General features: G+C 55.2%; 13 protein-coding genes and 4 tRNA genes. 13 read left to right on the top strand and 4 right to left on the bottom strand.

Translation table 11 applies throughout. The annotated features are described in order from the left end of the window. Positions 1–139: 139 nt before the first annotated feature. Genes H616_RS0106575 through H616_RS0106560 form a run of 4 tightly spaced genes read left to right on the top strand, consistent with a single transcriptional unit; the run spans position 140 to position 5,538 of the window. Positions 140–538 (top strand): response regulator transcription factor, encoded by a 399-nt coding sequence (locus H616_RS0106575; protein WP_027966651.1) that lies wholly within the window; start codon positions 140–142, stop codon positions 536–538. Then, complete coding sequence (locus tag H616_RS0106570; RefSeq protein WP_027966650.1) at positions 535–2,589, top strand: 3'-5' exonuclease; 2,055 nt, start codon at positions 535–537, stop codon at positions 2,587–2,589. Before H616_RS0106575 ends, H616_RS0106570 begins: the two co-directional genes overlap by 4 nt. Further along, positions 2,586–2,777 carry a hypothetical protein gene (locus H616_RS0106565; protein ID WP_027966649.1) on the top strand — a complete coding sequence of 64 codons (192 nt, stop codon included), beginning with the start codon at positions 2,586–2,588 and terminating at the stop codon, positions 2,775–2,777. The genes H616_RS0106570 and H616_RS0106565 overlap by 4 nt, the downstream gene beginning before the upstream one ends. A gap of 16 nt (positions 2,778–2,793) precedes the next feature. Next, a complete protein-coding gene (locus H616_RS0106560; protein ID WP_027966648.1) occupies positions 2,794–5,538 on the top strand; it encodes a sensor histidine kinase in 2,745 nt (914 codons plus the stop codon). Here H616_RS0106560 and H616_RS0106555 read toward each other — a convergent pair. Next, positions 5,533–5,850 (bottom strand): HlyU family transcriptional regulator, encoded by a 318-nt coding sequence (locus H616_RS0106555; RefSeq protein WP_027966647.1) that lies wholly within the window; start codon positions 5,848–5,850, stop codon positions 5,533–5,535. The genes H616_RS0106560 and H616_RS0106555 overlap by 6 nt on opposite strands. A gap of 88 nt (positions 5,851–5,938) precedes the next feature. After that, positions 5,939–7,159: an argininosuccinate synthase gene (locus tag H616_RS0106550; RefSeq protein WP_027966646.1), complete on the bottom strand. Its 1,221-nt coding sequence runs from the start codon at positions 7,157–7,159 to the stop codon at positions 5,939–5,941. A gap of 293 nt (positions 7,160–7,452) precedes the next feature. Between H616_RS0106550 and rnt the strand changes: the two genes are divergently transcribed. Beyond that, positions 7,453–8,136, top strand: coding sequence for a ribonuclease T (gene rnt, locus H616_RS0106545; protein WP_027966645.1), 684 nt, complete (start codon positions 7,453–7,455; stop codon positions 8,134–8,136). Between the two features lie 127 nt (positions 8,137–8,263). Here the strand turns inward: rnt and grxD are convergent, their stop codons facing one another. Further along, positions 8,264–8,620: a Grx4 family monothiol glutaredoxin gene (gene grxD / locus H616_RS0106540; protein WP_027966644.1), complete on the bottom strand. Its 357-nt coding sequence runs from the start codon at positions 8,618–8,620 to the stop codon at positions 8,264–8,266. A 188-nt stretch (positions 8,621–8,808) separates the two neighbouring features. On the opposite strand from grxD, the gene argF reads away from it, so the two are divergent. Beyond that, complete coding sequence (gene argF, locus H616_RS0106535) at positions 8,809–9,729, top strand: ornithine carbamoyltransferase (protein ID WP_027966643.1); 921 nt, start codon at positions 8,809–8,811, stop codon at positions 9,727–9,729. 188 nt (positions 9,730–9,917) lie between these two features. On the opposite strand, the gene H616_RS0106530 is transcribed toward argF, so the two are convergent. Continuing rightward, positions 9,918–9,993: transfer RNA gene (locus tag H616_RS0106530), tRNA-Ala, on the bottom strand. A 222-nt stretch (positions 9,994–10,215) separates the two neighbouring features. Between H616_RS0106530 and uvrC the strand changes: the two genes are divergently transcribed. The 7 genes from uvrC (at position 10,216) to nadB (ending at position 15,902) form a co-directional block, all read left to right on the top strand. Then, the gene (gene uvrC, locus H616_RS0106525; RefSeq protein WP_027966642.1) at positions 10,216–12,030 is read left to right on the top strand and encodes an excinuclease ABC subunit UvrC; all 1,815 of its coding nucleotides are present in this window, start codon (positions 10,216–10,218) and stop codon (positions 12,028–12,030) included. Positions 12,031–12,096: 66 nt separating this feature from the next. Further along, positions 12,097–12,645 carry a CDP-diacylglycerol--glycerol-3-phosphate 3-phosphatidyltransferase gene (pgsA, locus tag H616_RS0106520; RefSeq protein WP_027966641.1) on the top strand — a complete coding sequence of 183 codons (549 nt, stop codon included), beginning with the start codon at positions 12,097–12,099 and terminating at the stop codon, positions 12,643–12,645. A 117-nt stretch (positions 12,646–12,762) separates the two neighbouring features. Then, a tRNA-Gly gene (locus H616_RS0106515) sits at positions 12,763–12,837 on the top strand. 52 nt (positions 12,838–12,889) lie between these two features. Next, positions 12,890–12,963, top strand: a tRNA-Cys gene (locus H616_RS0106510). A 36-nt stretch (positions 12,964–12,999) separates the two neighbouring features. Then, a tRNA-Leu gene (locus H616_RS0106505) sits at positions 13,000–13,086 on the top strand. 46 nt (positions 13,087–13,132) lie between these two features. Next, complete coding sequence (locus H616_RS14375) at positions 13,133–14,290, top strand: FUSC family protein (protein ID WP_084155747.1); 1,158 nt, start codon at positions 13,133–13,135, stop codon at positions 14,288–14,290. Further along, positions 14,271–15,902 (top strand): L-aspartate oxidase, encoded by a 1,632-nt coding sequence (nadB, locus tag H616_RS0106495; RefSeq protein WP_027966640.1) that lies wholly within the window; start codon positions 14,271–14,273, stop codon positions 15,900–15,902. The genes H616_RS14375 and nadB overlap by 20 nt, the downstream gene beginning before the upstream one ends. Positions 15,903–15,916: the final 14 nt, after the last annotated feature.

Genomic DNA, 15,916 nt, shown 5'->3' with positions numbered 1-15,916 from the left:
CCATTCGCTTGATTTTTGCAACTCAACAATGACTTGGCCCAAGGTCGCGTTTTCCGTTGCCAGCAGGCTCTCTAGACTGGGCTATAAAAGGCCATGCTGGCCTAATAACGATAATCGGCTATATCACAAGGGGAATGCCATGACTCGGGTACTCGTAGTGGATGATGAACCCAATATTCTCCTGTCGCTTGAGTTCCTCATGCAGCAAGCCGGTTTCGAGGTTGACACGGCTGACGATGGGGAGCACGCCCTAGCCAGCGTTGCTAAAAAAGCGCCTGAGGTTATCCTGCTTGATATCAGCCTACCCGGTATCAGCGGTTTTGATGTGCTAGAACGCTTACGGGCTGATCCCGCTCACCGGTCCACCTTAATCGTTATGCTGACGGCCCATGGCCGCGAGGTAGAGCGTGAAAAGGGGCTGGCACTTGGGGCAGATGATTACATCACCAAACCATTCTCTACCCGCGACCTCGTCGCGAAAGTTCATTCTCTGCTGGCCTCTCAACAAAGCGGCACCCCTCAACAGGAGTCGCCATGAGCAACAAAGGACTTCCCAAGCGTCAAAAACTGGTCGGGCTATGGCTGCTACTGAGCGGAGTCAGCCTGGTAGGTGGCGCAATATTTGCCCTATGGCTGGGCAGTGAGTTCCAGCCCCAGGGCTTTGCGCTTGCCGCCCTGTGGCTGGGCTGTTTATCAGGCGGCGGCACCATCTTACTGGTCGGCTTGCTACTGGAATATCAACTATTTTCTCCACTACGCTCTCTGCAAGCACAATTGGCATTAATGGTTGCTAGCCCAGAGGCTGACGACCCACCCCCTCCCGAAGGCTGGCTACGCGGACTAGGCCCTGACTTCGTGCGTATCCGTCAGGCTTGGCGGGAAGACCGTCATCGTATCCAGCATGCTCGAGAAGATGGTGCCCGCCATGCCGCAGGTATCCGCCGCCAATTGGAAAGCTTACTCCAACTGCTTGATATCTCCTTGTTGTTATGTGATCGCCACAACCGCCTGTTGTTGTTCAACCCAGCTGCCGAACAAATGTTTGCCGAACATCTTGGGTTCGGGCTAGGCAAGCGTCTTGACGCCCTGCTACCAGCCCATAGCCTGATCGACGCCATGAAACACTTGCCTAGCGATGGCAGCCCGCGTGACACACTGGTGCCCGATGGGGAGCGTTGGCTACGCGCCAGCCTACGTCGAGTTCCCGGCGGAGAGGGGGAAACTCTGCTAACACTCGCGGATGCCACCGCTAGCTGGAGCAGTGAGATGGGTGTCAAAGCGACGCTGGCGAGGCTTGTTCCCGCCCTACGTCGTAACGCTGCCAACTTAACCAGCGTAACGGACGCTCTTGGCCAACTGCCTCCTGAGAGCCCTGCGGCTCTGCGCAAACGAATGGATAACGCCATCAGCGAAGAAAGCCTAGCGTTGACCGAACACCTGGCCAGCTTAGGCAATTGCTTAGATGAGCTGAATGTTCAGGGTGAGCGCTTAATACCACTGTGGTCTAACGACTTGTGGGAAGCACTGGACGAGCGTCACCAGAAAACCAAAGTGACTCCTGTCGGGCTACCGGGTTGGTTTAAGGGCGATGCACCAGCGCTGCTGGAGGTACTGAGTGCGCTGCTTGATATGCTCACCGCGCACAGTGGCCAGCAACACCTAGACGGTGAGTTACGCCAAGGCGAACAACGCGCTTATCTAGAACTCTGCTGGCGAGGTACACCACTCCCCCAACGCACACTGGATGCCTGCCTTGAGCAACCCCTGAATAATCTCCCCATGGCCCCCAGCGCCAACGACATTCTACGCCAGCATGACAGTACTGCTTGGAGCGTGGCCGACCCCGACAGTCAGCATGCTCGACTGCGCCTTCCTCTGCCAGCCTCAGAAGGCTTGGTCGCCCCTCCCAAGCGTAACCTGGCTCGTCCCGAATTCCATGATTTCGGCATTGCCGACCTACCGCCTCCCGACGACGAACTAGCGGCTTGCCCGCCGAGGGCTCTTGAGGTTGTGGCGTTTGACACTGAAACCACTGGGCTTGAATTACAACGTGGCGATCGAGTCATCAGCATCGGCGCCTGCCGCGTGGTTAATGCCCGATTGCTTGCCAGTGAAGTTTTTGAACAGCTGGTCAACCCCGAGCGACCGATACCAGCGCTGAGTACGTCGATTCATGGTCTCAGCGACGAGGATGTCGCTAACTCACCCACAGCCAGCGAGGTGCTACCGCGCTTTCATGACTATATTGGTAACGCCGTCATTCTGGCTCACAATGCGTCCTTCGATATGTTGGCAATTCATCCGCCAGAAAGCCGTCTGCGCTTTGCAATGCCAGTACTGGATACCCTGCTGATCTCACGCGCACTGGACCCTGAGTTAGATGGCCATGACCTGGACAGCTTGGCCAAGCGCTACAGCTTGTACTTTGCTCCCGGTAGTCGCCACACCGCACTCGGCGACGCTAGAGTTACCGCTGAGCTCTGGCTAGCATTACTGCCGCGCCTGGAAGCTCGCGGTATTGATACGCTGGCCAAACTACTGGCATTGCAGGCCAGCTCCTTCGACCACCAGGATCCCAATGCGCTATGATGAATCCACGTCGCCGCGAGCGCTTGCTGGGGCTAACAGCGTTGGCCACGCTACTGTTTACACCACCCTTGCTGCTGATGGCCGACCGCATCCACGGCGGCCTATGGTTGCCAGTGTATCTGTTTGTGGTGTGGGGACTCGTTATCGGGCTAGCAGCCTGGTTGCTTGAAGGCCACGCCGAAGACTGAGACAGGGGGCACTTGCATGGGTAGCGAATGGAATGTGCTCATCGTTGCTTTTGGCTACCTGGGGCTACTGTTTATTATTGCCGCCTGGGCTGATAAACGCGCAGCCCAGCGTCGCTCCGTTATTTCTTCACCGACGGTTCATGCACTGTCCATTGCCGTTTACTGTACCGCTTGGACGTTCTACGGCAGCGTTGGGCGGGCTGCCGAGGCAGGCCCTGGTTTTCTGCTGATCTATCTTGGCCCAACACTGGCCATGCTGCTATCACCGATTATCGTACGTAAAATGGTACGTATCGCCCAAGCCCAACGTATTACCTCTATTGCCGACTTCATCAGCGCCCGCTACGGCAAAAGCAGCAGCCTTGGCGCTCTGGTGGCTATCATTGCATTAATAGGCATTACCCCTTATATCGCTCTTCAACTACGCGCTATCACCGAGAGCCATGCCATTCTCACGGGGCGCTCTGATTACCCTATATTGATGGAGGCTGGCCGATTCTGGAGCGATCAGTCCTTCTGGGTTGCGCTCGTACTTGCTGTTTTCATCATTCTGTTTGGTGCACGCCACTTAGATGCCAGCCAACGCCACGAAGGTATGGTGGCTGCAGTCGCATTCGAATCGTTGATCAAATTGGCGGCATTTCTCGCCGTAGGGTTATTTACCCTGTTTGTACTGTTTGATGGCCCCAACGATCTATTTTCCCAAGTGGCAGCCACGCCTTCGCTGGCTGAGCGCTTAGGATTAGATGCCGTACCTGGCGGGGCATCGGGCTGGATTGGTATGCTGGTGCTCGCTTTTTTGGCTTTCTTAACATTACCGCGTCAGTTTCAAGTACTGGTCGTAGAAAACGTGGACGAACGCCATATCAACCGTGCGGCGTGGATGTTCCCTCTCTACCTGCTAGCCATCAACATCATGGTGGTTCCCATTGCCATGGCTGGCCTACTGTTAAACAGTGGCAGTAACCCCGACAGCTTTGTGCTCACCCTGCCGCTAGGGGCTGGGGCGCAAGCGTTATCGGTTTTTGTCTTCATCGGTGGCCTATCGGCGGCCACCGGCATGATGATTGTCGAAACCATTGCCCTCTCCACCATGGTCAGCAACCAACTCGCTATGCCAATTCTACTGCGCTCACGTTGGCTGCGCGACGCTGGCAGCGGCGTTTTGGCTCGCTGGCTGCTAGCCATTCGTCGCTTGTCCATCATCGGCATTTTAATGTTGGGCTATGCCTACCATGCCTTGATTGGCAATGCCTACAGCCTGGTGACCATCGGCCTGGTGTCATTTGCCGCCGTAGCTCAATTTGCTCCAGCCCTGCTGATTGGCCTGTACTGGCCTGGCGCTAACCGCTGGGGTGTCGGGTGCGGCATGCTGGCCGGCATTTTGGTATGGGCCTGGACACTGCTAATTCCCGGCTTCGCCCGATCAGGCTGGTTAGACGACAGTTTTGTCGAGTTCGGTCCATACGCCATCGAATGGCTGAGACCCCAAGCGCTATTTTGGCTTGAAGGCATGGACATCTACAGCCACTCTCTGCTGTGGAGCCTAGGAAGTAACTTAGCGTTACTGTTTGGCATATCAATGTTCACCCAGGCTTCACCACTTGAGCGTACTCAAGCGGCACTATTTACCGGTGCCATGGCACCACAACTCGGCCCCAACCTGTTGCCACGTGGCAAAACACCTACTGGCGCACTACGCACTCTGCTTGAGCGCTACCTTGGTGGTGAAGCAGCTCGCCGTGTATTTACCGACCATACCGTACACAATGATAGCGACACCGCTGCACCTGAGCTGATTGAACGGACTGAACAGGCGCTGGCAGGCGCCCTGGGCAACGCCTCAGCCCGGGTATTGGTGGACTCAGTTGTGCATGGCGAAGCCCCTGACTTAGATACCTTACTGGGCATGCTCGATAGCACCCAGCGAATACTCGCCATGAACCGCCGCCTTGAGCAGAAGTCTCACGAACTAGAAGAGATTAGCGCCGAACTGCGTTCAGCGAATGAACGATTGCTTGAGCTCGATCGCCTGAAAGATGAGTTCGTCGCCATGGTCAGCCATGAGCTACGCACACCACTCACCTCAATCCGGGCCTTCGCCGAAATTCTACGCGACAGCCCGAATCTTCCCGACGAAAAGCGCAGCCACTTCCTCGACGTTACAGTGCGCGAAAGTGAACGCCTATCACGGCTGATTGAAGAGGTTCTTGACTTGGCACGCCTGGAAAGTGGCCGGCTAACGCTTAACCCACAACATGTCGACCTCGTCGGCCTGGTTCACCATAGCGTCGACGCCCTGTCAGCACTGCATAAAACACCCAATCTGCAACTGGACGTCGATATTCACTTGCCTAACGCTGCCGTAATAGGTGACCCAGACCGTTTAGAACAAGTGATCATCAACTTGCTTGGCAACGCCGTCAAATTCTCTAACGACGCCCAACCACACATTCGCCTATTTCTTGAACAGGACCAGCGCGGCTACCGGCTGGGCGTAGAAGACAACGGTGTGGGCATCAGCGAAGACGAACGCGAGCGGGTATTCGAAAAATTCCACCAAATTCAGTATCAGGAGGATGGTACTGTGCGCCCGCGACCTCGTGGCAGCGGCTTGGGGCTCCCTATCAGCCGAGGCATTGTCGCTCAGTTAGGTGGTCGTTTAAAAGTAGAAGACGCGCCCACACTACCAGGGGCTTGTCTCGTTATGGAACTGCCAGCAGCGCCGTCGGAAAGCACTGCCCTGAAACCCACGTTATGAATCCTGAGACTCACCGAAAAGCCCATCGCCACTATCGTCGATCATCCGCTGGGCCTTACTTACCATTAACTCTTCACAAGCGTCACGGCCAGGCACCACATCAGAACGCTCGAAACGATGCGCTTGAGCGGGGCATCCCTCAGTAGCGGGCTTGCGAATCCAACCACTAACACGAAACTGTCCGCCCAAGTCTTCACATTGAGGAATAATCAGGTAGCCACTGTACTCCACCGCTTCGCCTTCTTTGGCGGGTTTTTCAGCACTACTCCTACCACTTCCACCGAAGAGCCCCGCAAAAAATTTGCCGAACATCCTTGCCTCCTCCTGTTTCCTCAACAAACAGGGCCGCGTACATTGCCTTGCACGCGGCCCTATTGCTTTCATCGTTTCATTCGAGGCATCAGTCCTGCAAACGCCCCTTGCCAGCAGCGATACGCAAACGCAACGCATTGAGCTTGATAAAGCCTTCGGCATCTTTCTGGTCGTAAGCGCCAGCGTCGTCTTCAAACGTAGCAATGGACTCGTCAAACAACGATTGTTCTGACTTGCGGCCCACCACTGTCGCGCTGCCTTTGTAGAGTTTCATGCGCACCACGCCAGACACGTTTTTCTGTGTCTCATCGATCGCCGCCTGCAGCATACGGCGCTCAGGACTCCACCAATAGCCGTTATAAATGACCTTAGCGTACTTGGGCATCAGCTCATCTTTCAGGTGTGCTTCTTCACGGTCCAGCGTCAACGACTCGATGGCGCGATGGGCACGCAGCATGATGGTGCCACCAGGAGTTTCGTAGCAGCCGCGAGACTTCATGCCCACATAGCGGTTTTCAACAATATCCAAACGGCCGATACCGTTGTCGCCACCCAGCGTATTGAGCGTTTCAAGGACTTCATGAGGCTTCATCGGCTCTCCATCGATCGCGACAATATCGCCACGCTCATAGGTCAGCTCGATGTAAGTGGGCGTTTCCGGCGCAGCCTCCGGCGACACACTCCAGCGCCACATATCTTCTTCGGCCTCGGCCCAGGGGTCTTCAAGAATGCCGCCCTCATAAGAGATATGCAGCAAATTGGCGTCCATGGAGTACGGCGATTTTTTCTTCTGGCCAGCAAAGTCGACCGGAATATCATGCTGCTCGCAGTAAGCCATCAACTTTTCACGAGAGTTCAGGTCCCACTCACGCCACGGCGCAATAACTTTAACGCCAGGCTTGAGTGCGTAAGCACCCAACTCAAAGCGCACCTGATCATTCCCCTTCCCGGTAGCACCATGAGAAATGGCATCGGCACCCGTCTGGTTGGCAATTTCGATCAAACGCTTGGCGATCAACGGACGCGCAATAGACGTCCCCAGCAGGTACTCACCCTCATAAATCGTGTTGGCACGGAACATCGGGTAGACGTAATCGCGCACAAATTCTTCGCGCAGGTCTTCAATGTAAATTTCCTTGATACCCAGCGCCTCAGCCTTAGCTCGCGCCGGCTCAACTTCCTCGCCTTGGCCGATATCAGCGGTGAACGTCACCACCTCACAGTTGTAGGTTTCCTGCAGCCATTTAGCAATGACAGATGTATCCAGGCCGCCGGAATAAGCGAGTACGACCTTCTTGACCTCGGACATGCAAAGACACTCCTGTTGATGAAAGCTATGTTGAGACACACTACGTTGATAAAAACCACGTTGATACAAACTACGTTGATAAAAACTACGTTGATAAAAACTACGTCAATAAAAACTACGTCAGTGAAAACCGTCTTGGTAAAAGTAATACACGGTAATCTATGCCAACTGATTATAGCGCGACGCAACGATCAGGAATACCACAGCGGGACGCTTGCCCCCTTTGCTGTTAGAATTTCGCGGTTGAATCATATCAACCTGATGCCCAACTGACGCCCAACAAGGAGAGGTGCATGAGCGAAGTGGCCACCCGCGAACTCATGGCAAAGCGGTTTCGCAGTTTTCTGCCGGTAGTGGTGGACCTAGAAACCGGCGGTTTCAATGCCCGACAAGACGCCATTCTAGAGATCGCCGCTGTGACCCTGACCATGGACCCCGAAGGCAACTTGATGCCCGACGAGACCCATGCCTTTCACGTTGACCCTTTCGAGGGCGCTAACATAGAACAGTCTGCGCTCGATTTTACCGGTATTAAACTCGATGCCCCGCTACGTCAACAAATGGCAGTCTGCGAAGCCAAAGCGCTGGGTGATATTTTCAAGCCCATTCGCAAGGCGCTCAAGTCAACGGGCTGCACGCGGGCGATTCTCGTCGGCCACAATGCCGCCTTCGACCATGGGTTTCTCAATGCCGCCGTGGAACGCTGTGGTATCAAGCGCAATCCATTCCACCCCTTTTCAAGCTTTGATACCGCGTCACTTGCGGGACTGGTCTACGGCCAAACCGTACTGGCTCGTGCCTGCCGTGCGGCGGGGATTGAGTTCGATAACAACGCGGCACACTCGGCCCGCTACGATACCGAACGCACTGCCGAGCTGTTCTGCGCCATAGTCAACCGCTACAAAGACCTTGGTGGCTGGCAGCTCGCGTTGCGTGAGCAACAGCTGGAAGAAGATAACCACGAAAACGAAAACTGAGTGTAAAAGCCAAGCTAAAATAAGTCAGCCCAAGAGCCAAACACTATGCTCCACAACTATGCCCCACAACCGGCCTGGTTGTGGGGCATAGTGTTTTATAACAAATAGTTTTATAGCAAACCTGGCATCAGGCCTCGGGAGATTCCCCAGGCTCAGCGGCCTGAGCACGAGCAGACGCCTGTTTAATCAACGGCTCCAGCTCACCGCTCTGATGCATTTCCACCACAATATCGCAACCACCAACCAACTCACCTTCCACCCACAACTGAGGGAAAGTCGGCCAATTAGCAATTTTTGGCAACTCGCTACGAATATCGGGGTTATCTAAGATATTAACGAAAGCAAAACGCTCACCGCACGCCATCAGCGCCTGAACAGTTTGCGCGGAAAACCCGCACTGAGGCAGTTGAGGTGTGCCCTTCATGTAGATCAGGATAGTGTTGTCACTGATCTGTTTCTGAATGTTTTCTGCAGTAGTGCTCATCAGGTTTATCCTCTGTCAGAGTGCCAGGGTGGCAGCATTGATACTGAATAAAAGCGGCCTGAACTAGGACAAAATAATAACCCAGCAGGCCAGTCAGTCTTTAGCTGATGTCATTCTACTGATACTGTCTGCGTTGCGCATCCCCTGTCAGCTGGCTAGGATAGTCGTTTTTTTCCGAGGAGCCACGTATGGCCGCCCGGCACTTCCTTACCCTACTCGACCTGAGCCAGGAAGAAGCACGCTATCTGATTCAGCGCGCCATCACCATCAAAAACAAGCTGTTGACTCAAGGGCCAACCTATACGCCCTTCACCAACCGCACGTTGGCGATGATTTTTGAAAAATCTTCCACGCGCACGCGGGTGTCCTTTGAAACAGGGATGACCCAGTTCGGCGGCCATGCGCTCTTTTTGTCATCTAAAGACACACAGCTGGGGCGTGGCGAACCAATCGCGGACACTGCCCGAGTGCTTTCCGAGATGGTGGATGCAGTAATGATCCGCACCTTCTCTCACCAGGGACTGGAAGACTTCGCCGCCGCCAGCCGCGTGCCAGTCATCAATGCGCTAACCGATGACTACCATCCCTGCCAACTGCTCGCCGATGTGATGACCTGGACCGAGCTACGTGGCAACGTGCGCGATCGCACGGCGGTATGGATCGGCGACGGCAACAACATGTGCCATTCCTGGATTAACGCCGCCCTCCAGTTCGACTTTAATCTTAGAGTTTGCTGCCCGGAAGGTTACGAACCACGTGAAGACATCATGGCAGTAGCTGGCGACCGGGTAACGCTCTATCGCGACCCAATGCAGGCGGCCGCTGGGGCCAATCTGATCACCACCGATGTCTGGGCGTCTATGGGGCAGGAAGAGGAGCAAGCCAAGCGAATCGCTGATTTTGCCGGCTTCCAGGTGACTGAGGCCATGCTCGACCAGGCTGCAAGTGATGTACTGTTCCTGCACTGCCTGCCCGCCCACCGCGGCGAAGAAATCAGTGAAACGCTGCTCGACGACCCACGTGCCGACGTCTGGCAGGAAGCCGGCAATCGCTTACATGCCCAAAAGGCACTCATCGAGTTTCTGATACTTGGACGAATCGACGAATAAGGCGAGTAGATCGTCGAGCCAGTTTAGGTGACTCAGAACAAGGTTACTGACCCAGGCGACCAAGAGCCAAGCTGACAAGAGCCAACGTCGCTTGGCTCTGTCGCTTTCTGGCGTATCAATACAATATCTGCAAACATAAAAACGCCCGATATCTTAAGTAGACATCGGGCGTTTTATTTGAATTCAATTGGTGGAGCCTAGCGGGATCGAACCGCTGACCTCAACACTGCCAGTGTTGCGCTCTCCCAGCTGAGCTAAGGCCCCACGCGTTTTGAAGCGCTTACGCCTCAACAACGAGATGAATCATACTTACCTGCCTAGTACGGGTCAAGCGCAGAATTGCGCCTATTCCCAGTCACCCCCAACTGCCTCTCAGCGACGATTATATGGCGGCACGCACGGCAGATGGTCGGCCGTGGTCTGCGCTCAGCCCTCTGGCTCTGTTAGAATAGCGCGTTTATTGATCAGCGTAGGGTAAGCGACCCGATGAGCTTCGATTATCGTCATTTCCTGGCCAGCGTCAGCGAGTCACCCGGCGTCTACCGGATGTTCGATGACCAAGCCAACACCCTATATATTGGCAAAGCTCGCCGCCTCAAAGCGCGTCTTGCCAGCTATTTTCGTGGCAACCTGAATGCTAAAACACAGGCGTTAGTCGCACGCATTGCTGATATCCAGGTGACAATAACCAATACGGAAACCGAGGCGCTACTGCTAGAGCAGACGCTGATCAAAACATTGCGGCCGCCCTATAACATTCTGTTGCGCGACGACAAGACTTACCCGTTCATATTCGTCACCGACCGCCACCCGTTCCCCGCTCTGGAGTACAAACGAGTACGGCGACGCCATGATGATGGCCGCTACCTTGGCCCTTACCCAGGCGCCCACGCGGTACGCGAAAGCCTGTCGTTGATGCAAAAAATTTTTCGTATTCGTAACTGTGAGAATAGCGTCTTTGCTCACCGCACACGGCCCTGCCTGCAATATCAAATTGGCCGCTGTAGTGCACCATGCGTTGATTACATCAGCGAAGCTGATTATCGCCGCGACGTGGAGCATGCCGTGCAATGCCTTGAGGGCCGCAGTGAGGCCGTAACCGACGAGCTAACCCGCGACATGGAGACTGCCAGCCAGCAACTCGAATTTGAAGAAGCCGCAAGGCTACGCGACCAGATTCAGCATTTACGCAAACTTCAGGAACGCCAAGTGGTTGATACCGACAACGGCGATGCCGATGTTTTTGCGCTGGCCCAGCGTCCCGGTGCTCTGTGCATTTCCATGCTAACCATTCGTCAAGGGCGGCTACTTGGCTCTCGCCACTACTCGCCCGGCAACGACCTGGACCTGGATATTGATACCCTACTAGGCAATTTTATCAGCCAGTTTTATCTTGGCCAAACACACGAAATACCCAGCGACATCATTACCAGCCACCCACTGCCTGAAGCCCAGCTATTGGCGGGCGCATTGAGCGAGCGTGCTGGTCGTCGCACCCGTCTGATCCACCAGGTTCGCGGGCACCGAGCCAAATGGCGCGAACTGGCTCGCACCAATGCTGAGCAGCAGCTGGCTGGCCAGCTAGCCAATCAGGATCAACTGCAACAGCGCTTCGAAGCACTGCGCACTGCGCTGGAACTACCTGCGGCCCCTGCTCGACTTGAGTGTTTCGATATCAGCCATAGTCACGGCGAAGCCACCGTTGCCTCATGTGTTGTTTTTGACCCGCAAGGGCCTCGCACCTCTGACTACCGACGCTTCAATATTCAAGGCATTGAACCTGGCGACGACTATGCCGCCATGCGCCAAGCGTTAAGCCGCCGCTATCGTCATTTAGCTAGCGGGGAGGGAGAAAAACCCGATCTATTGATTGTTGATGGCGGTAAAGGGCAACTGAACATGGCGCGCGAGGTCATGGCAGAACTGGGCCTCAGCGATATACTGCTGCTAGGCGTGGCGAAAGGCACCACGCGCAAAGCAGGCTTGGAAACGTTATTTATTGAAACCACCGATCGCACTCTGGATCTTGACGCCAACTCTCCTGCGCTTCACCTACTTCAGCACATACGCGACGAATCACACCGCTTTGCTATCAGCGGGCACCGCGCAAAACGCGATAAAACCAGGCGCACGTCAACATTGCAGGAAATTCCTGGTGTCGGCCCACGGCGTCGACGCGAACTACTGCGTTTTTTTGGCGGATTACAAGGCGTACAACAGGCCAGCCGTGAGGAACTCGCACGCGTTCCTGGCATTAGCGCTAAGCTTGCCGAAACAATTCATCGCGGCTTACATGGATGAGATTGCTCAAGGCAGATAGAATAGTCCATCCTCGGCCCACCCTTTGATGCAAGGATCGCAGTCCCGATGAATATTCCCAACCTGCTGACCTTGGCCCGTATCGCGTTTATCCCGCTGCTGGTCGTGCTATTCTACTTACCGTTCAGCTGGAGCATGCCGGTAGTTGCTGGGCTTTTTGCGGCGGCTTCAATTACCGACTGGCTAGACGGTTACCTCGCCCGCCGCTGGGATCAGTCCACGCCTTTTGGCGCTTTCCTCGACCCAGTCGCTGACAAGCTGATGGTAGTGGTCGCACTGGCATTACTGATTGAGCGCTACGATGCTATGTGGCTGACTCTACCTGCACTGGTTATCATCGGCCGTGAAATCGTTATTTCCGCACTTCGCGAATGGATGGCCGAGATGGGTAACCGCGGCTCAGTGGCCGTATCATGGATCGGTAAACTAAAAACCACCCTACAGATGATAGCGCTGCTGATCTTGCTGGCCTTCACGCCCGGCTCATTTTACGCCCAGCTGGGAGTCGCCACACTGTACGTGGCGGCTCTGCTGACCTTATGGTCAATGATTCAGTATCTGCGCGCAGCCTGGCCACACTTGTCACGCGCGATGTAATGTCGAGCGTGGCAAACTCTAACAACGCGACCTCTCTGTGAAAGCCTGAACAATCAAGATGTTGCCAAAAATGGTTGACAGACACCAGCTTATCGGTAGAATGCGCTTTCGAGTCAGGCGGGAATAGCTCAGTGGTAGAGCACAACCTTGCCAAGGTTGGGGTCGCGAGTTCGAATCTCGTTTCCCGCTCCATTTATTTTTTACGTAAATGGCACTCCTGACTCAGCATGGATTGAATCCATGAGGCTGGATGGCAGAGTGGTCATGCAGCGGACTGCAACTCCGTGTACGCCGGTTCGATTCCGACTCCAGCCTCCAATCTTTTCTTTTCAGGCTCCCGTTGAACAGCATCCCGCCCGGATGGCGAAATAGGTAGACGCAAGGGATTTAAAATCCCTCGGTGGCAACACCGTGCCGGTTCAAGTCCGGCTCCGGGCACCAACAGCATTACTATTGTCAGCTTCTGGCACTTCGGAAACAACGATTGATGATGCTTTCGCGTCTACGCGATCCTTATATCAGCCAACGCTATCCGCAGATATTCTACGTCTTGCGGGTTGCTCTAGCGCTCTGTTGCACCTACGCTCTCACCTCATGGCTACACCTTCCCAGCAGTAGCTGGGCACTGGTTAGCACCGTGATGGTCATGGGAAATCTTCCGCATATTGGCGGAGTGCTAGACAAAGGACGACAACGGCTTTTTGGCAGCATAGCAGGCGCCCTATTCGGGCTAACCATGATTATCCTGCCTCTCGATATACCGGCGTTACTACCACTTAGCGCACTCATCGGTACGCTGCTCGCCTTGTGGTTTAGTTATAACAAACGCTACGGCTACGGCGCCCTGATGTTTGCTATCTCTCTACTGCTAGTCATTGGTGATGGCAACCAAGACCTATCTGTTGCTTTGTGGCGCAGTGCCAATGTTCTGCTCGGCACCAGCATTGGCATCCTTGCGACCGTCTTAGTCATGCCACAGAAGTCGACTGATCTGATGCGCTTTGGCCTGGCCGACAATCTAGACCAAATGGCCAAGCTATATCAGGCTCACGCCTCATCAACCGCCGCACCAGGTGGCGAAACCCAAGAACTGTTCAAAGACTGCACCGAACGGCTCATCAAACAACGCGCACTCATCGAAGGTGTACACCGTGAGCGTCGCCTAACTCGGCGCGAGACAGACGACATCATTTCTCTTCAGCGCCGCATGCTGTCAACCATCGAGCTGCTGCTGGAAACTCATTGGAACAGCCGTGCAGGCCATGACCAGATCAGTGCAATGCAAGGGCTACGTCACCAGCAGCATATGCTAGCCAAAGAAATTGGCACCTTGGCATTTCAGATACGTGCCGGCCAATCAATCGACGTACTCATTTCGCCTTTCACGCTAGACCATCATGCTGAGCTTGCCATGACAGCTTGCGCGGAGAGTGGCCGCCAACTATTCAGCCCAGCCGGTTATTTATGGCTCAACCGAGAGTTAGCACGCCTGTCACGCGAGCTGCGCGACCAACTTGGCGGCCTAGAGCACTTACCTAGCCAGCGCCTGAGGCGACGCGCCAAACATCATGGGCTCACGCCTCCAGCAGACTCAACAACTCACCCCCAAACGCCCAGGAAGCCCGATGACTCACCCCCAGCATGAGGTACTGATTATCGGCGGCGGTGTCGCTGGTCTAAGCCTGGCATTGCAAGTTGCTGACCACCGAGCGGTAACTGTGCTACAGCCAGAGAGCAGCACCAGAGGCGCCAGCAGCTGGGCTCAAGGGGGCATTGCAGCAACTCTCTCACCCGCCGATTGCGTTGAAGACCATGTGAGCGACACCCTAACTGCCGGCGATGGCTTATGTTATCAGCCTGCTGTGCGCTTCACGGTGGAACACGGACCACAGGCAATTGAATGGCTGCTGTCACTGGGGGTGCCTTTCACGCGCGACACAAACTCCTCAGCCAGCTACCCCTATCACCTGACCCAGGAAGGTGGCCATGGCCGGCGCCGTATCATCCATGCTGACGACGCGACCGGCCGTGCCGTAACCGATACCCTGATGCAGCACACTCTGGCGCATCCTGGCATCACTCTGCGCCATGACCTGACGGTCATCGAGCTGCTCAATGACGCCAACGGGCAGTGCCGAGGCGCACTCTGCCTTGATGGTCTCGGCCAGACCCACCAACTGCTGGCCACTGATACCATATTGGCGACTGGAGGGGCCAGCGGTCTTTACAAGCACACAACCAGCCCGCACCCGGCGACTGGTGACGGCATGATCATGGCCGCCGAACTGGGCGCCGAGCTGATGAACTTAGAGTTTCAACAGTTTCATCCCACATGCTTTTATGACCCCGACGGCCCCCCTTTTCTGATCAGCGAGGCCGTACGAGGCGAAGGCGGAAAGCTCATCGGCACGGATGGCAAGCGCTTCATGCCAGCCGTGGACTCACGCGCCGAACTAGCGCCACGCGACATTGTGGCTAGAGCCATTGATGCCGAAATGCAGCGCACCAAAAGCGACTATGTGTTGCTGGATGTTCGCCATCTAGGCAGCAAGGCCATTCAGCAGCACTTTCCTACTATTTACGCACACTGCCTCACCCGCGACCTGGATATTACGCATTCACCCATTCCCGTTGTCCCAGCCGCCCACTATAGCTGCGGAGGCATTTACACTGATTTGGCTGGTGCAACCAATGTCACCGGGCTTTCAGCCATCGGTGAAGTCGCCTGTACAGGACTGCATGGTGCTAATCGCATGGCCAGCAACTCACTGCTTGAGTGCCTAGTGTTTGCCACAAGCTGCGCCGCCCGCTTAGTGAAACACCCAACCCAGGCCTCATCAGCCGCTATCAATGAACGCCCCGTTGCCACCAGCAAATTGCCACCTCAGCAGATTGCTTCGCAGCACCAACAAGTAAAAGACATTATGAGCCGCCAAGTTGCGATAGTACGCAGCAATACAGGGCTACGCGAAGCAGAACATGCGCTTGACACCCTAATGGCAGAAATACACCGAAACACCGATACCGGCACGCTCAGCTCAACCGTGTCGCTCAAGCTTGTCAGATTGACACAAGCAATACGTCTAGCTCAGCTCAGCGTTGCCTGCGCCTCCGCCAGACAAGAGTCTCGCGGACTGCATTACAGTCCAGACACCCCTGAGCGACACGCAGAGTTCGCGAAGCCTTCACGCATTCGGCTCAACACAACAGGCAGCCCAACTAGCAATGCATTGAAGCCCGTGCTGAAAGAGTATTGAATCACCCCTCAGGC

This window comes from Halomonas halocynthiae DSM 14573, assembly GCF_000425725.1.
Taxonomy (GTDB): domain Bacteria; phylum Pseudomonadota; class Gammaproteobacteria; order Pseudomonadales; family Halomonadaceae; genus Halomonas; species Halomonas halocynthiae.
This window is presented reverse-complemented; position numbering and strand designations above follow the sequence as displayed.